The sequence below is a fragment of the Desulfobotulus pelophilus genome, assembly GCF_026155325.1.
GTDB classification, from domain to species: domain Bacteria; phylum Desulfobacterota; class Desulfobacteria; order Desulfobacterales; family ASO4-4; genus Desulfobotulus; species Desulfobotulus pelophilus.
The window spans coordinates 74025-96298 of sequence record NZ_JAPFPW010000006.1 but is presented as its reverse complement, the minus strand read 5'-3'; the positions used below and the strand labels follow the sequence as shown (position 1 = coordinate 96298).

Annotated in this window: 18 protein-coding genes; 8 read left to right on the top strand and 10 right to left on the bottom strand. The window is 48.6% G+C overall.

Annotated features, from left to right (window positions below; all coding sequences use genetic code 11):
* Window positions 1-22: 22 nt before the first annotated feature.
* Window positions 23-289 (bottom strand): cytoplasmic protein, encoded by a 267-nt coding sequence (locus OOT00_RS07000; protein WP_265424598.1) that lies wholly within the window; start codon window positions 287-289, stop codon window positions 23-25.
* 266 nt (window positions 290-555) lie between these two features.
* On the opposite strand from OOT00_RS07000, the gene OOT00_RS06995 reads away from it, so the two are divergent.
* On the top strand, window positions 556-1500 hold the full coding sequence (locus OOT00_RS06995; RefSeq protein WP_265424597.1) for an alpha/beta fold hydrolase: 945 nt from the start codon (window positions 556-558) through the stop codon (window positions 1498-1500).
* Here the strand turns inward: OOT00_RS06995 and OOT00_RS06990 are convergent.
* Window positions 1487-2341: a formylglycine-generating enzyme family protein gene (locus OOT00_RS06990; protein ID WP_265424596.1), complete on the bottom strand. Its 855-nt coding sequence runs from the start codon at window positions 2339-2341 to the stop codon at window positions 1487-1489. The genes OOT00_RS06995 and OOT00_RS06990 overlap by 14 nt on opposite strands.
* A 241-nt stretch (window positions 2342-2582) precedes the next feature.
* On the opposite strand from OOT00_RS06990, the gene OOT00_RS06985 reads away from it, so the two are divergent.
* Window positions 2583-3254: a LysM peptidoglycan-binding domain-containing protein gene (locus OOT00_RS06985; RefSeq protein WP_265424595.1), complete on the top strand. Its 672-nt coding sequence runs from the start codon at window positions 2583-2585 to the stop codon at window positions 3252-3254.
* Window positions 3255-3431: 177 nt separating this feature from the next.
* On the opposite strand, the gene OOT00_RS06980 is transcribed toward OOT00_RS06985, so the two are convergent.
* Together OOT00_RS06980 and OOT00_RS06975 are read right to left on the bottom strand one after the other, a co-directional pair.
* Window positions 3432-4793: a protein kinase domain-containing protein gene (locus tag OOT00_RS06980; RefSeq protein ID WP_265424594.1), complete on the bottom strand. Its 1362-nt coding sequence runs from the start codon at window positions 4791-4793 to the stop codon at window positions 3432-3434.
* Between the two features lie 8 nt (window positions 4794-4801).
* Window positions 4802-5533, bottom strand: a complete 732-nt coding sequence (locus OOT00_RS06975) for a metallophosphoesterase family protein (protein WP_265424593.1) — start codon at window positions 5531-5533, stop codon at window positions 4802-4804.
* 448 nt (window positions 5534-5981) lie between these two features.
* On the opposite strand from OOT00_RS06975, the gene OOT00_RS06970 reads away from it, so the two are divergent.
* From OOT00_RS06970 to OOT00_RS06960, 3 genes are all read left to right on the top strand, one after another.
* On the top strand, window positions 5982-6881 hold the full coding sequence (locus tag OOT00_RS06970) for a poly(R)-hydroxyalkanoic acid synthase subunit PhaE (protein ID WP_265424592.1): 900 nt from the start codon (window positions 5982-5984) through the stop codon (window positions 6879-6881).
* A 91-nt stretch (window positions 6882-6972) separates the two neighbouring features.
* A complete protein-coding gene (gene phaC, locus OOT00_RS06965; protein WP_265424591.1) occupies window positions 6973-8235 on the top strand; it encodes a class III poly(R)-hydroxyalkanoic acid synthase subunit PhaC in 1263 nt (420 codons plus the stop codon).
* A gap of 79 nt (window positions 8236-8314) precedes the next feature.
* Window positions 8315-8734, top strand: coding sequence for a MaoC family dehydratase (locus tag OOT00_RS06960; protein ID WP_265424590.1), 420 nt, complete (start codon window positions 8315-8317; stop codon window positions 8732-8734).
* 94 nt (window positions 8735-8828) lie between these two features.
* On the opposite strand, the gene ppdK is transcribed toward OOT00_RS06960, so the two are convergent.
* Entirely contained in the window at window positions 8829-11546 is a 2718-nt protein-coding gene (ppdK, locus tag OOT00_RS06955; protein WP_265424589.1) for a pyruvate, phosphate dikinase, read from the bottom strand.
* A 634-nt stretch (window positions 11547-12180) separates the two neighbouring features.
* On the opposite strand from ppdK, the gene OOT00_RS06950 reads away from it, so the two are divergent.
* The 3 genes from OOT00_RS06950 (at window position 12181) to OOT00_RS06940 (ending at window position 16754) form a co-directional block, all read left to right on the top strand.
* On the top strand, window positions 12181-14061 hold the full coding sequence (locus tag OOT00_RS06950) for an ABC-F family ATP-binding cassette domain-containing protein (RefSeq protein WP_265424588.1): 1881 nt from the start codon (window positions 12181-12183) through the stop codon (window positions 14059-14061).
* Window positions 14062-14113: 52 nt separating this feature from the next.
* Complete coding sequence (locus tag OOT00_RS06945) at window positions 14114-14338, top strand: hypothetical protein (RefSeq protein WP_265424587.1); 225 nt, start codon at window positions 14114-14116, stop codon at window positions 14336-14338.
* A gap of 118 nt (window positions 14339-14456) precedes the next feature.
* Complete coding sequence (locus tag OOT00_RS06940) at window positions 14457-16754, top strand: GspE/PulE family protein (RefSeq protein WP_265424586.1); 2298 nt, start codon at window positions 14457-14459, stop codon at window positions 16752-16754.
* A 1-nt stretch (window position 16755) separates the two neighbouring features.
* On the opposite strand, the gene OOT00_RS06935 is transcribed toward OOT00_RS06940, so the two are convergent.
* The 5 genes from OOT00_RS06935 to OOT00_RS06915 all read right to left on the bottom strand — a co-directional run bounded on the left by OOT00_RS06935 (window position 16756) and on the right by OOT00_RS06915 (window position 22213).
* A complete protein-coding gene (locus OOT00_RS06935) occupies window positions 16756-18615 on the bottom strand; it encodes a M48 family metallopeptidase (RefSeq protein WP_265424585.1) in 1860 nt (619 codons plus the stop codon).
* 24 nt (window positions 18616-18639) lie between these two features.
* Entirely contained in the window at window positions 18640-19194 is a 555-nt protein-coding gene (locus tag OOT00_RS06930; protein WP_265424584.1) for an epoxyqueuosine reductase QueH, read from the bottom strand.
* Window positions 19191-19889, bottom strand: coding sequence for a YggS family pyridoxal phosphate-dependent enzyme (locus OOT00_RS06925; RefSeq protein ID WP_265424583.1), 699 nt, complete (start codon window positions 19887-19889; stop codon window positions 19191-19193). Before OOT00_RS06925 ends, OOT00_RS06930 begins: the two co-directional genes overlap by 4 nt.
* On the bottom strand, window positions 19886-20512 hold the full coding sequence (locus OOT00_RS06920; RefSeq protein ID WP_265424582.1) for a Maf family protein: 627 nt from the start codon (window positions 20510-20512) through the stop codon (window positions 19886-19888). Before OOT00_RS06920 ends, OOT00_RS06925 begins: the two co-directional genes overlap by 4 nt.
* 144 nt (window positions 20513-20656) lie before the next feature.
* Window positions 20657-22213, bottom strand: coding sequence for a hypothetical protein (locus OOT00_RS06915; RefSeq protein WP_265424581.1), 1557 nt, complete (start codon window positions 22211-22213; stop codon window positions 20657-20659).
* Between the last annotated feature and the right edge of the window lie 61 nt (window positions 22214-22274).

The following is a 22274-nucleotide window of genomic DNA, read 5'->3' as shown; positions in this document are numbered from 1 at the left end:
CTTGAGGGATGGTGTTGACCGTTTATCCGTGATGGTGATTGTCTTTAAGAAAGATTGAGTGATACTCATCTTCGGAAAAATGCCGTTTCAGGAGGGTATAGATCAGGTTGTGGAGATTCTCAATCTCACTTTCCTGAAGACGGGGCAGAAGAGCGGAGAGGCAGGTATCATCACTGAATTTCTGAAGAAGAAAGGCTATGGTTTCCTCATCGGATGCGCGGTCAAGGCCGAACGCACCAATACCTTCATAAGTTTCAATAAAGCGATGGGAATGTTTATTGTTGTCCACAGGTATGTTCCTTTCAGATTGACTGTGCGTAATGCGGAGATGGCGCATTCTGCCGGTGAGCAGGCAAAGGATCAGAGGTCTCTTGTCTTGACATGGTCCGGAACTTCTGGTGGCATGCTCCCTCCGGCCGGAAGAAAGGGTACCCGTTATCCGGGAACCGGAGCTGAAAATGGGCCATGGTTGCTCCAGACCATGCTGTATTCCTCGCCACGGATTCAGGTGAGGGATACAGAAAGACTATCCTTTATGGCAGGACTGGGCAAGAGATGAAAAACGATTCTTTGGTGTTTGTTACGGATGCTTCTTTTCTGAAAGCAAAAGACGGTGTTTTTCTTCGGTACCACATTCATTTGCCTGCGGGATGGTACAAAGGAGATCCCCTTGTTCTGATTTTGACGGGCAGGGCTGAATGCCTGGATAAGTACGACAGGATGGCAGCTTTATTTTCTGAAAAAAAAGTTGCGGTTGTAAGGAAAGACTGGAGGGGGCAGGGCGGATCCGGCCGCATGCTTAGGGACCCGCAAAAAGGGCATGTGGAAAATTTTGAGTTGTATCGTATGGATTTATTACAGATTATGGAACAGGTTGTTGCTCCGCTGCAACCGGGCAGGGTTCTTCTGCTCGGGCATTCCATGGGCTCACACCTTGCCTTACAGTGCATCCTGCAAGGTTGCCGGAATATCCATGCTGCTGTGCTAGGATCCCCCATGTTTTCCATAGATACCGGCCCTTTGCCATGGCCAGTCGTTTCGGAAATCTGCCGGGCTGCTGTTCGGCTGGGTCAGGGAGGCGCGTATATACCTGGCGGGGGTCCTTTTAACCCCCGGGCTGCTTTTGTCGGCAACAACCTTACCCATGATGAGGAACATTTTTACAGATTTCAGAATTTTTTGAAAAAACACAGATCTTTTCAAATGGGAGCTCCTACTCTGGGCTGGGTCCATGCCGCTGATGTTTCCATGCAGAGTTTGTGGGATGCGCTGGCCGGAAAAAGGAAAACCCTTCCCCTGCTGATCCTTTCCGGTGGGGAAGACCGTGTGGTCCATCCAGAAATGCACCGTAAAGCAGTCCGTTTACTGCCGGGAGCGCGTCATGTTATTTTTCCGGGAGGACGCCATGAAATTTACATGGAAACAAGATCCATACGGGAAAAGGTATGGCAGCAGATAGAGGTGTTTCTGATGAGTATCGGTTTTTTCAAGGAACCCTGACCACGCGGAAACCGATATAGCTTCTACGGGTTTCGGGATGAAACGCCATACGGTTGGCACTGCGGCTGTGTTCCGGACTTTGGAAAAAGGCTCCCCCACGAACCACGCGACGACTTCCTTTCAGCGAAAGGGGGTCCCTTATGCCTTCTTTGTATGTATCCGTAAAAACGCCTGCCCTTCGGGATAAAACGGAACGGTTCTCACAGGCATCCAGGCACCATTCCATAACATTACCATGGGTATCGTACAGCCCGAAAGCATTGGGTTCTTTTCGGGCAACCGGCTGTAGCCTGAAGTGATAAGCGGGTTTTTGAACTCCGGTATTTCCGCAGTACCAGCCGGATAGATTCAAAACCGGATCCATGGGAGTACAGGTTGTTTCATGTATGGGCCCATTGAAAAAAGCTGAGCTGCTTCCTGCCCGACAGGCGTATTCCCATTCCGCTTCCGTTGGAAGACGATAACTGCGCGTTCCCTCCCTTGCATTCAGCTTGTCAATGAATTGAAGGGCATCGGACCATGAAATGTTCTCAACGGGACAATCAGAGCCGCATTCCGATGCGGAAGAAGGGGTGGTACCCATTATATCAAACCATTGCTGCTGGGTTACAACAGTGGTTGAGATATAAAAGGGGCGCGTGATATGAACAGTGTGGAGGGTTTCGTCCCAGCGCCGCCCCTTCTCCGAAGCCGGACTCCCCATCTGAAACGAACCTGCCGGAATTAGAGAAAACGGCATCTCAATACTGTTGATAAAAGTGGGTGGGGCAGCGGCAGCCAGGGATGCTGAAAAAGCAGACAGGAGGAAGATGTAAAGATAATATCGGCGAAAAGGGCTCATGTTTTGTCTCCTTGCTTTTCCTGTTTTGTGGTGGCATGCTTTCAGCCTGAAACGATGTGACTTTTTTACGCAGAATCCGTATGTAACCCTGTTTTTGTAACGGAAGTATTCCGGTATAATAATGACCGAACCATGACGACAATGCTCTGTATCGGAGGTGAGCTGCCAGAACGGTAGTGTACACCTGATGGAGCAGTGTGGCAAAAACTATTGATTATTCAGATTTATCACAGGAGGTCGTATGGATCCGAGAATCCGGTCAGGCATGGACTCACCCGAAGAAGAACCCGCGTTTGCTCCACCCGGAGGGAAAAAAGTCTGGTATCGTTCCGTAGAAATGCCCTTTGTCTGGCTCGGCGCAGGGCTTGTCATGGTTCTTATCCTCTTTCTTCTCTTTTTCCCCGGGCGTTCTTCGGAACCTGTTTTTTCTACTGGTTCTATTGAACCAACAGACCTTGCAGGTATTTCAGACCGTCTGGATAAGCTGGCCAGCAGTGTGGAATCCATGAGAATGCAGCGAATGTTTTCTGAACCCGGTCCCGGTGATCAGGAAGAGCTTCTTACGGCTATCCGCAAACTGAATGCGGATCTTTCCATGCAGATAGCCGCCCTTTCCAAAAAGATGGATGGACTGGAAGCGCCAGCGGTGTCAGCTGTTTCAGCACCCCAGAAAGTTCGCCCTACCGCAGGCTCCACTGAGCGGCCGTCTGTTACGGAGTCTCAGGCACCCCTTAAGTCACGGACAACTCAGACACCATCCTCTGCTGATGTTACGGAGTATCGCATACAGCAGGGAGATACTCTCTACAGTATTGCATTGAAGCACAAGGTGCCCCTTGCCAAACTGCTGGAAGCCAACAACATGACAGCCAATGACCCCATTCACCCCGGGCAGCGTCTCAAGATTCCCTGATAAGGTGAAGCTTGGGTACAAAGTCTGACAAAAACTCAGGAGAAATGTCTCCCGATGAAACCCGAGGCTCTGTGTTCCGGATCTCAGATGTCAGCATGGCTTGGCGTGGAGGATATGGCTATCTCCATGGATGCCGGAATGGTTTAAGGGGAGAGGTACAACTCGCCGCAGATTCCGTCAAAATGGTTTGGCCGGTTCGCTGAAAGGTCCGCAAACTCCCTTTACATAGCAGTGGCCATCTCTGTCCATCGGCGCTGTAAAACCACGGAGAATATCCACAAACCAACTGCTGACATAGCTTCGGTCATCGGCCGTCCACACCCATGCCTGGCGAGGATTAAAGGGGTACTCCATGCAGTATTCGGAAGGGGTCATGGTCCGGCGGGTGATGGAAAAAAGTTCCGGAACCGTTGGCAAGCGCCAGCATCCGCCATGCTTGTCTGATTTTTTATTCAGCATTTCTATCCATTGATCAGCATCCCGCCGGTTCAGGGGAAATGGACTTCCGGACTTTTCCCACAAAAGACCTGTGGCGGCATCGTAAATGAGGCCGGTGTCTGGTTCTGATCGAAATTGATTATGCGTCATTCGGACCGGGCGATAAAGAGCATCGGCTCCCAGCATATGGTGCAGGGGCCCCCGAACCCCTGTGCGAAGGGGCTTTTGCCTGAGTTCAGCAGACAGTTGTCTTGTGGTTTCTTCTGAATGAAAATAAATGGAACATTCTTTTTCCCGAAAGCGCCTCCATGATAATCCCAGAACATCCAGAGCCTCCAGCATCTTTTCCACATTTGGAAATCGAAGGGACGGATCGCAGGCAAGCCCTTTTTCCAGAAAGGCCTGCCAGAGTTCTGTGGGAGCAGGAAGGAGGTCGGATGACGATTTTTCCAGCGGAAAAACTCCGGTCAGCATGCGGTAAAAAACCATGGAAGCTGCATATATGTCAGATCGTTCATCAGCACTGTCCGCATTCTCCTCCTGCTCAGGAGGTGCATACCATGGTGAGCCGACCTTGATGTTTTCCGGTGTTCCCGTGGTTTCTCCGCGCAGGCGGCTCAGGCCGAAATCGCCCAGAATGAGCCTGTCCTCATCATCCAGAAGAAGATTCCACGGTTTGATATCTCTGTGTATGATGCGGTGAAAATGCAAACAATGCAGCCCCGTAAGGAGTTGATGCAAAAAATGCAGGGCGGAACCAGGGTCCAGCGACCTGCAGGGTGCCTCCATTTCGGCGTTTTCTCCCATTACCATACCAAGACTTCTTGAGTAGCAGGGCATGGTATAAAAGGTGGTTTCTCCACAGTGGAGATCTTCCACGCCAGCAATATTAGGATGGGACAGCGTGGCCATTTTACGGGCTTCCTCAATAAACATGGAGTGCAGCCGTTTTTCCCCCACAGAAGAGATAAGAAAAGGATGGGGGGCAAATACTTTTGCAGCAAGGATTCGGAAAATTTCCGGGTGACGAACCTTTAAAACCCGGCCCATGCCTCCCCGTCCCAGCTCTCCAGTGATCTGATATTTCCCGATTTTTCGCACGTATTCTCCTACCATAGTCTGTCGGCATATACCTTCGGGAGTCCGGCTTTGAGGATAGCAGAGACAGTTTTTTGGATGTCGTAGGGAACCTTCCGGATAAGAAAGCATCGTTCAAGGGGATCATATATGATATATTTTGCTCTGTTGTCTCCATCTCTGGGCTGCCCTACGCTGCCGCAGTTAATGATGGCCCGTTCATGTTTTTTCAGACAATGGATTGACTCCGCAGACATATTTCGGTGAAGAGTGGTTCCGTCCCAGAGTATTCGATCCAGATCATGGGTGTGTCCAACAAAGCAAATGCTTTCCTCAAAAAAGCCGAACAGCTGAACCATTTCCTCGTCATCTTTTTCAAAAAGATAGGTGCGTATATCTGCGGGGGGGCATCCATGGACAAAACGGCAGTCGCAGAAGGAGTCATATCTGGGGTACTTGCGAATGTGGTCCATGGTTGCCGGGGTGAGCAGTTCCTGTGTTCGCATCAGGGCCTGTCTGGCTGAAGAGTTGAACCATGCCTGTTCCGACAGGGTAAGAATCCCGGATTCATGATTCCCCAGAACCGAAGGAATGTTGTTGGCAAGAAGAGTGGCAACAACTTCATTGGGGCAGGGACCATATCCAATGTTGTCACCCAGGCTTATGCCTTTCATAATACCCATGGACTTCATGTCTTTGAGCACCTGCATAAGGGCTTCGAGATTGCCGTGAATGTCGGATAAAATTGCAAAGGAAGCAGTCATGATCCTCCCTGAAGCAGTATGCGGACACATGCTGGCAAGAAAAAGCGGGAAAAATTCCTGCAGAATTGTGATATTTTCCTATGGACCTTAACCATCTTTTTCGTTAGAATAAAAAAGTATGTATATAATAATCAAACCATCCTGCGCATGTAAACAGTTTTGACAAGTTAGCACAACACACCATACTTTCAAACCATACCTGCAGTTTGACCTTATTTTTACCATTTTTACAAGGGTTCGGGACATAATTCTATAGCTTGGGATATGGATCCCTTCAGGCTGGGATCTGTACCGTTTCAGGCACAATGGCGAAGTATTTCGTGTCAACGGGCTTGACTATTCATAAAACAAATCAATTTTCAACGAAGATGTTTTTTCTGCTGTCCCATCAAGGGAAACCCTTAATGTCTGCCACCATGATAAGTTCTGGAAACGTTCAGGAGGTCCAATGACAAACAATCAGGATTCTTTCCCTTTTTCTCAGTCCATGCAGAACTGGGCTGAAAACACAGGTCTTTTTTTGCGTTCTTTGTCAGGTGCATGGAATAACGCCTCCAGGGATTTTCCCAGACAGGCAGAAACCATGCAGCAGAATATGGCACGAACCATGGCAGAAGGCTGGGAAGGAATGCGTAAAACCATGGAAAACTGGGGGCAGGGTATGCCAAAAGATGGCCACAATGCGTTTGAACCGTCTGATATCGCAGGACAGCTAGAGGCCGCAAATCGTTTTATGCAGTTATTCCAGAAGCAAACGGATTTCATTCAAAAGCGTTTTATGGAAAACGCAGGAAAAATCGGCGAGGTTTTTGAAACCATGGAGACCAGCGGTTCGGGAAGCGAGCTTTTTCATGCGTGGCAGGAAATTTATGAAAAGGAAATCCGTAAAGTATTTCATATCCCACAGGTGGGCCTGGGGCGTGAATATCAGGAAAGAATGATGGCGGCGCTGGATCGTTTCAGTCTTTTTCACGGGAACGCCATTGAGCTGCTCCACTTTCTGTATGTTCCGATGGAGCAGAGCTTTCTTCAGTTGCAGAAGGACATGGAACAGATGGTTGCCGAAGGACGTATACCCGAAGATCAGGAAGACTACTATAAGTTATGGCTGCAGAAGCTTGAGTCCCATTACATGGAGCTCTTTCGGTCTCCGGAATACACTTCCGTTTTGGGAAAAACCCTTTCAGCCATGGGAGAATTCAAATCCGCAAGGGATGCCATGATGGAAGATAGCCTGCAGTCCATTCCGGTGCCCACCAGGTCTGAAATGGATGAGCTGTATAAAGAGCTGTATACCCTGAAGAAGCGGGTCCGCGAGCTGGAAAAAAGTTCCGTTCCGGTGACCTGAATAAGCGAAAGACCTGGCTCTGAGCCTATCGGCTTTTTTCTGTATGACGTTTTTTTTCGGAAACAGGCAGCAGCAAATACGGGGGATGTATATGATGGATATAGGCAAGTTAACGGATAAATTTCTCACAGATCTGGAAAACAACACGGAAAAATCTCAGGCTTACCTCAAAGACGCTGTTGATGTGCTGCTCAGCTCCCTTGATGACAGGATTGCAGCCACTCCCTATGAAATCGTCTGGCAGGAAGATCGTGTTCGCCTGAAACATTACAGGTCAACCGCTAAAGACAAGAGCCGTAGAAAAACTCCTTTGCTTGTGGTCTATGCCCTTATCAACCGTGAAACCATGCTGGACCTTCAACCCGGCCGCAGTGTTGTGGAAAAATTTCTTGCCGATGGTGTGGATGTGTACATGCTTGACTGGGGGTATCCTACCCAGAAGGACAAATATCTGAGTATTGATGATCATGTAAATATTTACATGAGTGATGCCATTGATTTTGTATGTAAGCAGGAAAAGGTTGCGGCTCTTAATCTGATGGGTATCTGTATGGGAGGTACATTCTGTACCATATATGCGGCCATTCACCCGGAAAAAGTAAAAAATCTTGTGCTAACGGTTACACCCACCAGCTTCGGTCATGAGCAGGGACTGCTCCATGTATGGATGAGGGATCTGGATGCGGATTCTATCCTGAAAAATTACGGCAATATGCCGGGAGATCTCATGAATTTTGGGTTTCTTCTTTTGAATCCTGCCCGTCTTATGATCGATAAGTACAGATCTTTTCTCCAGAATCTTGGTGATAAGGCCTTTGTGGAAAATTTCATCCGCATGGAAAAGTGGATCTACGACAGCCCGGATGTTCCCGGTGAAACCTTTCGTCAGTTCATAGAAGATCTCTATAAAAAAGACCTTTTAATTCAGAATAAATTACAGATAGGTGCCCACAGGATAGACCTCGGCAGGGTGACGATGCCTGTTTTGAATATTTATGCACGCTTTGACCATCTGGTGCCGCCTGCTGCCAGTGATCAGATTACCAGCCGGGTAGGCAGCAGCGATACGCGTGATGTCTGTCTGGATACGGGTCATATCGGTATTTATGTCAGCTCTAAGTACCAGAAAGAGTTTGTGCCGACCATTTCGCAATGGCTTCTGGAGAGGGACGCCCCGGCGGACCAGATGACCCTGGCCGAAGCGTTGCAGCAGTCCAGACCGGAAAGTGCTGTGGATGATAAAAAAACAACTGAAAAAAACAAAAGTTCCTCTACCTCCAGAAAAAAAGCCGCTGCCGGTAAAAAGAATCTAAGCCCTGACGCAAAGCAGAAAACAGTCGCAGGCCAGGTTTAATATCATTGTCTGTTGTGTCAGCACAGCGGATTGCCCTTTACAAGACGAAATTATTTAAGGTCAGGAGGAATGAGCAGAAATGAAAGGACTTAGCATCGATCAGATCTCCATGGGAGACAGCGCAACTTTCGCTAAAACTATTTCAGAATCAGATGTGTATCAGTTTGCTGGAATAACGGGTGATCTTAACCCTGCCCACATCAACGAAGAATACGCCAAGGGAACGGTTTTTAAAAGTCGCATTGCCCACGGTATGCTGAGTGCCGGTCTGATATCCGCCGTCCTCGGTAACCGCCTGCCAGGTCCTGGAACCATATATCTTAAGCAGGAACTGAAATTTCTTGCACCGGTTCGCATAGGAGATACAATTACTGCCAAAGTGGAAGTGACTGGAATTCTTATGGAAAAAAATCGTGTGACCTTGCGTACTACCTGTACCAATCAGGATGGAACCCTTGTGGTGGATGGAGAAGCGTTCATGAGTCCTCCTAAAGCATAGGGAAAAGACTGCCTGTGTTTTTGAAGGGGAGAAACAAATAAAAAAGAGAGAGGGGTATGCCATGGAAAAGGGTACCCCTCTCTCTTTTTATTATTTACAGCTCTTCACTTTTGAGGGCTGCCTGTGCTGCGGCCAGCCTTGCAATGGGAATGCGGAAGGGAGAGCAGCTGACATAGGTCAGGTTATTCGCATAGCAGAAAGCAACGGAAGCAGGATCACCACCATGCTCACCGCAGATGCCGATTTTGAGGTCCGGGCGGGTTTTTCTGCCTCTTTCAACGGAGTACTCAATGAGTTGTCCCATTCCATCCTGGTCAATGGTCTGGAAAGGATCCGCGTCAAGGATGCCGGCATCCAGATATTCCGACATGAATCCGCCTGTGTCATCACGGCTGAAGCCGAAGGTCATCTGGGTGAGATCGTTGGTACCGAAAGAAAAGAATTCGGCAACTTCTGCCATTTTGTTGGCGAGGAGAGCGGCTCTGGGTATTTCAATCATGGTACCGTACTTATAATCTATGGATTCAAGATCAAAAGCTTTCAGGATATCCGCATAAACCCTGTCGGTAATTTTTTTAGCAAAAACAAGTTCTTTTACATCGCAGGTAACGGGAACCATAATTTCCGGCATGGGGTTTTTACCCTGACGGATCAGCTCTGCAGCGGCTTCAAGAATGGCCCTGACCTGCATTTCCGTAATTTCAGGGTAGGTAATGCCAAGCCGAACACCGCGGTGGCCCATCATGGGATTACTTTCCTGAAGCTCCTCTCCCCTGCGGATAACATCATGGGTGGTAATATCAAGGGCTGCAGCGAGTTCTTTCTGATGGCTTTCTCCGTGGGGAACGAACTCATGCAGGGGAGGATCCAGGAGGCGTATGGTGACGGGCATGCCATCCATGGTGGCAAGGGTACTCTGGATATCCCGTTTCATGAAGGGAAAGAGTTCTTCCAGGGCCTGTCGGCGTTCATCTTCCGTATCGCTGAGGATCATTTTGCGCAGCAAAAAGAGCGGGTGATCGGAATCGCCCCCGTAGAACATATGTTCCGTACGGAAGAGACCGATGCCCTCAGCACCATATTCAAGGGCGATCAGAGTATCCTGAGTACTGTCCGCATTGGTTCGTACCCCCATGGTCCGGAATTTGTCCACTATGGACATAAAAGCTTTAAAACGGGGATTTTCCGTGGCATCCATCATTTTTAGGGCTCCTTCATACACAAGCCCTTTGGATCCGTTGAGGGTGACCACGTCTCCCTCTTTATATACCTTGCCACCAACACGCATTTCCCTGGTGCGGAAATCAAGCTTGATCATGGCTGCACCCACAATACAGCACTTACCCCATCCTCTTGCCACAAGGGCTGCATGGCTGGTCATGCCGCCACGGGCCGTGAGGATGCCCTCTGCCGCACGCATACCCTCCACATCTTCAGGGTTGGTTTCCTCACGGACGAGAATGACCTGTTTGCCTTTTTTCTGCCAGTTTACGGCGTCCTGAGCGGTAAAGACAATCTGACCGAATGCACCTCCGGGTCCTGCAGGTAGCCCTTTGGCTACAATGCAGGCTTTTCTTTCTTCATCCGGGTCCACTATGGGATGGAGAAGCTCATCCAGCTGGGAAGGCTTCACGCGCATGACGCACTGTTTTTCAGTGATAAGGCCCTCTTCCAGCATATCCATGGCCATGTTGAGGGCCGCAGGTCCCGTTCTTTTGCCTACCCGGCACTGGAGCATGTACAGACGTTCTTCCTGGATGGTGAACTCGATATCCAGCATGTCGTGGTAGTGTTTTTCCAGTTTTTCCCTGATATCATAGAGGTCTTTGTATACAACGGGCATTTCCTCTTCAAGGGAGGGCAGGTGGGCATTCTGATCATTTTTGGTGTCATTGTTCAAGGGATTGGGTGTTCGGATACCTGCCACCACGTCTTCACCCTGGGCATCGGGCAACCATTCTCCGTAGAAACGGTTTTCACCATTGGCAGGATTTCGGGTGAAGGCAACACCTGTGGCTGAGCTGGCACCCATATTACCAAAAACCATACTCTGAACCGTACATGCGGTTCCCCATTGATCGGGAATGCCTTCAATGCGGCGGTAGGCAATGGCACGGCGGCCATTCCAGCTCTTGAATACGGCTCCGATGGCTCCCCAAAGCTGATCTTCCGGGTTGTCGGGAAAGGCTATGCCAAGGATTTCCTGAACTTGAGCTTTAAAAAGTTCACATAATTTTTTCAGATCGTCTGCAGGAATATCTGTGTCATTGACGTAGTTTTTTTCTTCTTTGAGTTCTTCCATAATACGGTCAAGCTGGGAACGGATTCCCATACCATCTATGGGTTCAATGCCTTCTGCTTTTTCCATGACTACATCCGCATACATCATGATCAGACGGCGGTAGGCATCGTAGACAAAACGTTCATTGCCGGTTTTCCGGATGAGGCCGGGAATGGTGTCCGGACAAAGCCCTACATTCAGTACGGTTTCCATCATACCCGGCATGGATTGTCGGGCACCGGAGCGGCAGGAGACGAGAAGGGGATTTTCACGGTCTCCAAACTTCATTCCCATACTCTCTTCAACAGCTGTAAGGGCTGAGCGGACCTGTTCCCAAAGTTCCGGCGGGTAGCTTCCCCCTGAAGACAGAAAATCGTTGCAACAGTCCGTGCTCAAGGTGAAGCCAGCTGGCACGGGAAGCCCTAACTGGGACATTTCCGCAAGGTTGGCGCCTTTTCCGCCCAGAAGATCGGCCTGGGTTGCATCGCCATCTGCCATTCCATTACCGAAACTGTAAACGTAGGTCGTCATTCTTTTTCCTTCCTTTCCAAAATGCGGCAAGCCTGATAAAAATAATTTTTTAGCGGGGTGATCCCCTGTTGGTAAGGCCCACAGCCAAGATGGCGATGGTGTGGACAGGAACTTCAAGTATTTCCGGTCTAATGCTCTTTACCAGATTGTTGCCTGAAACATAAGTTCTTATGGTCCCGGTTAGAGGATGTAAGAACTATTTGTTTGTATATTCAATATTTTATAATATACATTCAGCAATCATGGTTTTATGGGTAAAAAAAACCGACACCGTTTTCTTCTTTATCAGCCAAAACATATGACGTGAAGTGGTGTTTGGCGGGCCAGTGCGTAGAGACCAGAAATCATCGTCTCTCTAAGGATTTTTAAAGGTGAAGTCAAGAAAAAACAAGGTTTTGATGGGAAGGCCTTCCGTCAAAAATTTAATTGGGATTTCTGGCACATCTTCCCCCCTTTGTCCGGTCATGGTATATTTTACGTTTGGGTTGTTTTCAGTTTACGGCCCTTTACCGCTGATACGGCCCAAAGAAAGACCTGTTCCCGCAGACACCGGATGGAAAAGCACGATAATGGGGAAGCTGGCTGTTGTCTTCGGAATGGGTATGCCCTCGAATTTCTTAACCATGGACCTTGTATGATACAAATTGATCGATTGAAAAAAAGTTACGGCAATAATGACCTTTTTGATAGCGTGAGTTGTAAGATTAACAGCCGTGAGCGCATTGGACTTGTGGGTCGTAACGGCCATGGAAAAACTACGCTGGTCCGCATTCTTTCCGGAGAGGAAATGCCCGATGAAGGTCAGATCCTGATTCCGAAAAATTATCGCATCGGTTCCGTCAGCCAGCATCTTGAATTCAAGTGCGCAACGATTCTGGAGGAAGTTTCCGAAGGTCTTCCGGCAGAAGAAAAAGAAGCTGTCTGGAAAGCAGAAAAAATACTGGCAGGTCTCGGTTTCTCGGAAAAGGATATGGCTGCATCTCCCCATGTCTTTTCCGGTGGTTTTCAGATTCGTATTCACCTTGCCAGAGTGATTGTGTCTGAACCGGACCTGCTTCTTCTGGATGAACCGACCAACTATCTGGACATCACCTCTATCCGATGGCTGGAGCGTTTTCTTGCGGACTGGCCAAGGGAGCTTCTGCTTATTACCCATGACAGGAGTTTTATGGACAGGGTTGTTACCCACGTGGTGGGCATACACAGAAAACACATCCGCAAGGTTGCCGGAAATACGGAGAAATATTATGCCCAAATGGCTCAGGAAGAAGAAATTTATGAGAAAACCCGGATAAACGATGAAAAAAGACGAAAGGAAATGGAGCACTTTATCCGGAGATTTCGAGCCAAAGCCAGACTGGCTGGAATGGTTCAGTCAAGAATAAAAGCACTGAACCGGATGGAGAAAAAGGACAGGCTGGAAGACCTTCGGGACCTTGAATTTTCTTTTCCTTATTTGCCTTATAAAGGGAAATATGTGCTGCAGGTCAGTGGTATTTCTTTTGGTTATGAGGATCATCCCCCTTTGATACAGAATGTATCCTTTACGCTCTCCGCAGGGGAAAGAGTTTGTATTATTGGTAAAAACGGCAGGGGTAAAACGACCTTGCTACAGCTTCTTGCTGATATTAAACGGCCATCAGCAGGCAGTATCACGTGGAGTCCGGGTGTGGAGGCAGGAATTTATGAACAGACCCATATTGCCAGACTGCATCCAGAGCGGACCGTGGAAGAAGAAATACTGGCAGCCCATGGAGACTGCGAGCGTCAGGCTGCGCGCAATGTATGTGGTGCCATGATGTTTGAGGGTGATCAGGCTTTAAAAACCGTACGGGTTCTTTCCGGTGGGGAAAAAAGCCGGGTAATGCTGGGCCGACTTCTGGTGAAGCCTCAGAATCTGCTTTTCCTTGATGAACCGACTAACCATCTGGACATGAACAGCTGTGATGCACTGCTGGAAGCCTTGGATGCCTTTGGCGGTACGGTGGTGATGGTCACCCATAATGAAATGTTTCTTCATGCCCTGGCAGACAGACTTGTTGTCTTTGGGGAAAAAGGTCCGGAGATGTTCAATGGAAGTTATCAGGACTTTCTGGATACCCGTGGCTGGGATGAAGAAAAGGAAGAGAAAAATTCCATAACGACAACCCTTGGTCAGGGGCGCAGGGATGACCTTGAGAAAACGGGTCCCCGTAAAAAAGATCTTCGAAAAATGCGTTCGGAAATTGTTCAGCGAAAATCCATGAAGCTTAAGCCCATAGAAAAGAAAATGGAGAGGCTGGAGAGGGCCATAGAGGACAGTGAAGAAAAACTGCAGGGTCTCACCCACACGATGCAGGAACTGGCTCAAAGTGGTGACGGCCTTAAAATATCTGTCATCTCAAAGGATATTGCCTGTGTTCAGGCTGAAATTGACAGTCTGTATGAGGAGCTGGAAGAAGAGACTCTGGCCCATGATGAACTGAAGGCAAAGTTTGATGCAGAAATGCAGGCCCTTGAAGGAGCGGAAGTATGAAGGAGGGGATGCTCCTCCGTATAAGAATCATAAATGAAGGGAGAAGGTAATTGTGACACAGCAGAAGGGAAATCCCCTTGATATGATCTGGGCCATGGCCTTGATAGCTGCCGGTATTGGCGTTTTTTTCAGGATTCCACAGATTATGCCCGATATTCTTGCTGTGGAATATTTTGCTGGTTCCGCATTTTTTATCCGCCTTTCATTTTATTGCATGGCTCTTATTCTTGTTGGAGGCGGTCTGAAAAAAATATGGAACCGTTTTTGGAAGGCTTGATTTATCCCTTATTGTTCCAAGGAAATGGCAGAAGGTTGTCTCCGTATTTTTGAAACAGGATGCCAGCCAGTCGTTTTTTCGCTGCTAGGGAAAATCAAAAACAGGGTGGGATAAATCTATGGGACCGGTAGAAAAACAGCAGGACATGCAGCATTTGAAGTCTGAAGTGGAGTACCGCACGCGCCTGCAGGAGATAACCAACAAGATTTATGCGGCGGCAAGGCTGGATGAAATTTTTATTGATCTGAAAGATGAAATTACTTCCCTCTTTGCCTGTGAGCGTCTTACCATTTATTATGTGGATGGCATTAAACGGGAATTGGTATCCCGGTTCAAGACCGGTGATGAAATCAGTGAAATTCGTGTCCCCATTGCGGTAAACAGCATTGCCGGTTACTCGGTGTTCAACCAGAAGCTTGTCAATGTCAGAAATGTTTATGATGATGATGAGTTACGCAGTATAGACAACTCCCTGAGTTTTGATAAAAGCTGGGATCAGCGATCTGGTTTTGTTACGCGTCAGGTTCTTGTTGTACCCATTATTTATAAAAGTTTTCTTCTGGGGGCCTTGCAACTGATCAATCGTAAAAGCGGAAACCGTTTTACCGAAAGGGATGAAGTTTATGCATCCGAGCTGGCCCAGGTGCTCGGTATCGCCCTGCATAATCAGAAGCGGCTTGCAGGCACCCAGCGTGTGACCAAGTTTGACTATCTTCTGGAAAATCATATTCTGACCCAGAAAGAATTAAATGACGCTGTTATTCTTGCAAGAAACCGCAACATAACCATCGAAACCATCTTGATGGAGGAGCTGAAGGTAGGGAAAAAGGACGTGGGAGAATCCCTTGCCCGTTTTTATAAAGTCCCCTATCAGGCATACAATGAAAATCTGCCCATTCCCGGTGAGCTGCTTCATGGACTGAAAATCGGGTTCATGAAAGCCAATTTCTGGGTCCCTCTGGGAATGGATGACAAACAGCCCTGTATTGCCATTGATAACCCCCATGATTTGCAACGCCTGTCCGAAGTCCGGGCTCTGTTTCCCGGTCATACTCCGGTTTTTTACTTCTGTTTCAGAGAAGATATTCTTCGGTTTATCGATCGTTTTACACGGAACACTCAGCCCGGTGCCTCCATTGATGAACTTTTGTCCCAGTTGAAAGATGAGGATCTTGAAGATGAGGAGGCTGACTCTGGGCTTTCCGAAGAAAGCAGTGCTGTGGTGCAGCTTGTGAACAAGGTTGTTCTGGATGCCTATGCCAAGGGGGCGTCTGATATTCATATAGAACCCTATCCCGGTAAACAGCAGACCCATATACGCATAAGAGTGGATGGTGCCTGCTCCCTGTACCAGACAATCCCTTACAACTATAGAAATGCCATAGTTTCCAGAATTAAAATTATGGCTGATCTGGATATTGCCGAGAGAAGAAAACCCCAGGACGGGAAAATCAAGTTCAGAAAATATGGCGGCAGAGATATTGAGCTGCGCGTGGCAACGGTACCAACCCAGGGCGGGCTGGAAGACGTGGTTATGCGCATTCTTGCGGCAGGGGAACCCATCCCCATGGACAAGATGGCGTTTTCCGACAGAAATTATGAAAAATTTATTCAGTCCATTGAGCAGCCCTATGGCATTATTTTTGTTTGTGGTCCCACAGGCTCCGGTAAAACAACAACCCTTCATTCGGCACTGGGATATATCAACAAACCGGAGCGAAAAATCTGGACAGCCGAGGACCCAGTGGAAATTACCCAAAAGGGCCTCCGTCAGGTTCAGGTAATGCCCAAAATCGGTTTTGATTTTGCAGCTGCCATGCGCTCTTTTCTCCGGGCAGACCCCGATGTGATCATGGTTGGTGAAATGAGGGATAAGGAAACCACTCAGATCGGCATCGAAGCCTCTCTGACAGGCCATCTGGTCTTTTCTACCCTGCATACCAACAGTGCACCGGAAAGTGTTACTCGGCTCCTCGATATGGGAATGGATCCTTTTAATTTCGCTGATGCCATCCTCTGCATTCTGGCCCAGCGCCTTGTAAGAACTTTATGCAAAAGGTGCAAAGAGGCATATCATCCTGCAAGGGAAGAATATGATGAGATTATCAGGGAGTATGGTGAAGGGAGTGCTTTTGAGGCCGGAACGGGCATGCGTTATACGGAAGACCTGATTCTGCACCGGGCCAGAGGCTGTGAGAGTTGTAATGAAACGGGCTACTCCGGGCGTATGGGCCTCCATGAACTTCTTATCGGGTCCGATGGCATTAAACGGCTGATTCAGCGTAAGGCTCCCATGGAGGATATCAGAAAACTGGCTGTTGCCGAGGGCATGACAACCCTGAAACAGGATGGCATTCTAAAAATCTTCAGTGGGTACACGGACCTTCTGCAGGTACGTAAGGTCTGTATCAAGTAGGTCATGGCTGTCCGGCAGCCTGACTGCGTTCTTTTTGTCTGAATTTTTCAAGCTGATCCCGATAGTACTCTGTATTGCCACCCTCCGCTCTTTGCAGAAAAAGCGCTTTTTCCGCAAGACCGATGGCGCGTCCCACTTGACCTGTTCTGTAATAGCCCTCTGCAAGAGTATCCAGAATATGAGGGCTTTCAGGCTGTATGTGAGCTGCCTGTTCCGCCAGTGCGGTTCCTGTTACCGGATCTGCAATGGCAGTTCCTTCTGCCGTAATATAAAGCCAGGCAAGGTTGTTGAGAAGATCTGGATCCCTGCTGCCAGCGTCCAGTGCCCTGCGATAACTGGCAAGAGCCTTTTCGTAACGCTTGGTTTCCTGATAAAGATCTCCAAGATATCTTAGCAGAAGAGGGTTTTCCTGACCCCGGGCTATTTTTGTTTCAAGGTTGCGGATGATGAGTTGAGACGGCAGTTTCCCTCCCCAGTCCTTTGTGTGCATATGCCAGCCAGCCGCTCCCGTTAGTAGCAGACATGCCGAATAAAATATGAGAGCAAGACGGACCTTGTTGTCATGTTGCTGGGCTGTATGGGGATTCTCTTCGCAGGCTTGCAGGAAGTGAATACGCTGCGTCAGGCTGAAGTGATGCCAGTTCGGTTTATCCGGATTCTGACCTGTCATCTGGCCTAAGGTTCGGAAAGTCTGAATAAGATGGCGGGCTGTTCCTTGGGTTTTGAAGGCAAAGCTATCCGCCTGACGTTCAAAATTTCGCATAAAAAAACCAAAAAGAAACCGAAAGTAAACAAAAAAAAGAAGAAGGCTCAGTGATACGGCTAAGAAGCTTGCCACGGCTGACGGAGTCAGAAAGGAAAAGCGGGAAAGCATCGCAGAGCCGCCACTCAGAAGAAGCAGCTGGTAAAGGAAGTCCAGAAACAACCATGAAACAAGCAGGAAGCCTGCAAGAATAAGAAGGTAGAGAAAAAGGTGACGATGCCGTGCATGGCCTGCCTCATGGGCGATGACTGCCTCCAGCTCTTCAGGATACAGGGTTCGCAGCAGTGCGGGAGTAACAAGAATGTACCGGAAGCGGGCAAGGGGACCCATGATGCCTGCGGTAAGCATACGTCCTCCGAAGAGGGGCCAGACGAGAATATCCCGAAACCCTGTTCTGGTATGGGTAAGCATCGCTTCAATGCGGTGGCGCTCCGGTCCCTGCGGCAGGGGATAGCAGCCCCAGAATTTTTGTATGCAGAGAGGGGCAAAAATAAAAACACCTGTAAAAATAATAAAAAAATAAATTGCCTGACCTGTGGTACTCGTAAAAAAGTTCCTGAATTCAGAGAAGGGCATCAGCATGATGAGGTCATGCAGGCCAGAGAGAATAAGCCATGGCAAAAGGGCTGGGAGGGTAAGGCCTGTCTGTTCTCGTATAAAATTTTTTCGGCTTTCGGCCTTGGCGCTATCCGCAGGTAGAAAGGTGTCCGCCGTGAGATACCAGAGACAGGAAAGAAGCAGAAAATAGAAAAAAAGAGAAAAAAGATCCCCAAGGAATGGAAAGTATTGTGCGGCAGCCCCGGGGGATACGAAAATCGGAAGGTGGAAAACATGCACAAGAAATCCGAAAAACAGCAGCAGAATAAGATTCTGTACCTGCAGGCGGGTATGGCAGATTTCCGCAATTCCTGACGGGGAAATCTGGTGGCTTCTCTGAAGAAAAAATTTGTTCCATTGTCGTATAGCCAGGATAAAAGTCATACTCGCCATAAGGATATACAACCAGCCGGAGACGGCGCTAAAAGGAGCCTCCGGCGGTGGCATGTGAGAGGTGACAAGAATCAGAGCGGCAATGGTGAAAAAAAAATGATAAAACATAATGTTGGTTGCGCAGCAGAAATTTCAGTCTGGTTGGGAACCGTGCTGTGCACTGCGCAGATACCGCTCCTTTTCACTGTAAATACAACCACAGTAGGGTTGACGATACATGCCTTCTGTTTTGGATTCTTCAATACCTTCCTGCCATCCTTCACGGAAATCTCTGTAAAAAAAAGGGACCCCGGCTTTTTTCCCTGCTGCGCTCCCGGTTTCATGGATCAATGCATGGTTCTGAAAACGGCTGTAGAGAAGGGTGGTGGAAAAAGCATCAAATTTACCGCGCTTTGCAAGCAAGGCAGTGGCTGTCAGGCGTTTATGATAGCAGATCCGGCAGCGTTCCGCTTCTCTGAAGACCGTGGACTGAAGAAATTCTTCGAGTTCATATCCTTGCTGCCAGATAACCTTGAAATGATTTTTTTCCGCATAGATCCGGAGGGTTTCTTCCCGGTGGAGGCACTCCGTAAGGGGGTGAATATTGTGGCGGTAAAAAAAGCCCATCACGCTGCAGCCCTCTTCTCTGAGTTTTTTCAGGGGATAGATGGTACAGGGGCCGCAGCAGGTATGAAGGAGAATTTTCATGTTTTGGGGGTCCTCGGACCAAAGACAGCCGTCCCGATGCGAATCAGGGTAGCTCCTTCTTCAATGGCCACCTCAAAGTCATCGCTCATGCCCATGGAAAGAGTTGTCATGGGGTAGTTCAGGATGGCTTGCTGATTGCAAGCATTCATGAGTTCACGAAGATGGCGGAAATGGGGGCGGTTGTCTTCCGGATGCTCTGCGGGCGGAGGAATCGTCATGAGTCCCTGAACAGAAAGGTTGGGCATAGAAGCTGTTTTTTGCAGTAGCTCTGGCAGGGCTTCCGGCAGTATGCCGTTTTTGGTTTCTTCGCCGCCCATATGTATCTGGAGAAGAATGCCCTGGACTTTGTTCTGCCGGTCTGCCTGCCGGTTGATTTCATCCGCCAGTCTCAGAGAATCTATGGAGTGAATAAGTTCACAATGTTGAACGACTAAGCGGGCTTTGTTCCGTTGCAGATGACCGATAAAATGCCATGACAGGGCAAGCTCTTTCAGGTTTTCTGATTTGGCAACGAGCTCCTGCACGTAGTTTTCACCAAAAACCTGCTGACCTGCCTCACTGGCTTCCCGAATCTGACTTTCTGTTTTGGTTTTGCTTACGGCAACGAGGGAGACAGGTTGGGACTCTCTTCCACATCTGCGGCAGCAGTCACTCATGCGCTGCAGAATATTGGCCAGTCTTTGGGATGTGTTCACAGTGCATGCACTCCATTCTGGTTCTGCACATAGCTGGGAACAATACCTGCGAGGGAAAGACTTTCCATGACTTCGCAGATGGGCAGACCCACCACATTGGTATAGGAACCACAGATATGGCGTATAAAATGAGCTGCCAGTCCCTGGATTGCGTATGCACCGGCTTTGTCATAGGGTTCGGGTGTGGCTGTATACCAGGCAATTTCCTGGGCCGTGAGTTCTTTGAAAGATACATCCGTTGTGACAGCGTAAGAACGTAGTTTTTTTTGGGCCGTACAGCAAAGAGCCACCCCGGTAATGACCTGATGACTGATTCCGCTGAGTCTTTTGAGCATGGATACGGCCTCTTCCGGATTAGCGGGTTTGCCAAGAACCTGGTCTCCTGCCACAACCAGAGTGTCTGCTGCCAGGATCCAGTTTTCAGGATGCAGGGTTGCCACCTCCCGGGCCTTGGCCTGTGCAATGGCAGCGGCAAGAATCCTTGGGGTGTCTGCGAGGATACTCTCCTCATCAATATCACTTGTGATAATCTGGAACTGGAGCCCTGCCTGAGAAAGCAGTTCCTGGCGCCTTGGCGAAGCTGAGGCAAGAATGAGGCCCTGTGGACTGTTGCTCTGATGCATTCCTGAATCCTTACCGTAAAAAAAAAGACAGTGAATAAAGGGAAAAAGGAGATACTTTACACTCTATTCATGTAAAGCATCTCCTTATGAAAGGAACAGGAAAAAATCCTGCTGTCAAGTTGTTTAGTCTCCCTGCGTGAACACTCAGAATCCAATTACCAGAGACATGGCGAATTCCGAGGCTTTTTCCATGGAAAAATTTTTAGCGTAGAAGCATCGAATGCCCAAGTGTTTGTTCACGGGAACCTGCAGGCCCGCAGTGGTTCTCAGAAGACCATGATCCCGGAAGAAATCATTTTTTTCTGATGCAACGGAGGTAGGAAAGCTGTCCGTGCTTTGCCTGGTGCGAGTGTTGTAAATATCGTGGTAGCCAAGTCCCACATCAAGCCCTGCAAAGGGTATAATCGGGAAAAATCCGAAAAAGTGCAGGGGCCTTTCTCTGCCTCCCAGCTCTGAAAGCTGCAAAATCATGCTCAGCCATGCATCCACGGTGAAAGATTCATCAATGGTATCTCCTCTGCCATAGGCTGCCCCCAGCCCGAATCGGAAAAAAGCGTGGTTTTTGTAATAAGCCAGGCTGATTTTATGAACATTATGCAGGTCACTGAAGTCAGACCCGGGAACGGAAAAAATGTAGCCCAGCTCAAGGCTCGTTCCTGTGGTAAATACAGAGGACATTTCTTTGAGTCTCTGTACTTCTTTATCTGTGAAAAGGTAGGCCTTATCGCTGGCCTTCACCCCGGGACTCAGACGGAAACTTCCGGTTTTAGTTTCGCCTCCATAGCTGACGACATATGGCACACTTCCCTCGCAGCGCTCCATAACCTTTTCCTTGCCCAGGGGCCATGGAGCACCACTTATCTGGAGGGATGCACCTGGCTGATTGGATGTCACCGTGACCGTTGGATACGGTTTCGGATGAATTCGGAGTGTCTGGTCTTTATATTGCTGAAGATCAGCCGTGCCGGAGACTTCACAATGTCCGGATGCCGTAACAAGATATTTGTGCACACCTTCGGGCAGAAATATTTTTTCTCCTATATCCGCAGGACTTCCGTTCAGAATAAGGACTGCGTCAGGAATTGTACTCGTGATCGTGAGAGATTGTTCATACAGATCAGCACTAAGATCTTTCAACTCTTTTTCCTGTTTCAGAAGTCTCCCATGGGGAGCTTTTTCCCTCAGGCTGTTTCCGAAAATGGTGGCAAGGCTTTTGGCTGTTTCAATATCACCTATCCAGGTATTCAGGGTCTGTTTTTTTAGCCGCTCATCCGCGGGGAGGTTATGGGGCTGATAGGTTTTTGTTTTTTCGATCAGTTCATCGGTGTAAGCAATAAGATCTTCCCGACAGACCTGCAGGCATACACCCTGATCGCTTTCTTGCTGTGTGATCACGCGGGCATTGACCAGTGTCATATTTACCTGCTGCCGGGATTCGAAGCTGGCTTCGGATTGTACTTCAGAAGAAGAAAACCATCCTGAAAGAAAAGAAATACCTTTGTCTGTATCCCTCTTACTCTGCCGGATAAACGTGGCACTCTGAACGTTGACAAAAATTTGAGAGGCTATGGACTCCCTGGCTTCCTCCATGGTTGGAGCACAGGATTCCCAGCATTCATTCCGGGCAGCATCGGTACTCTGACTCAGCACGACAAGGAACATGCCGGACAAGATCAGGCAGAAAAAGGATTTTCTGAACATTCAAGCCCCCCTGTGGATGCAGGTTTTTGTGCCGTTCCTTGGATGCATGGAAAGCTCCGCG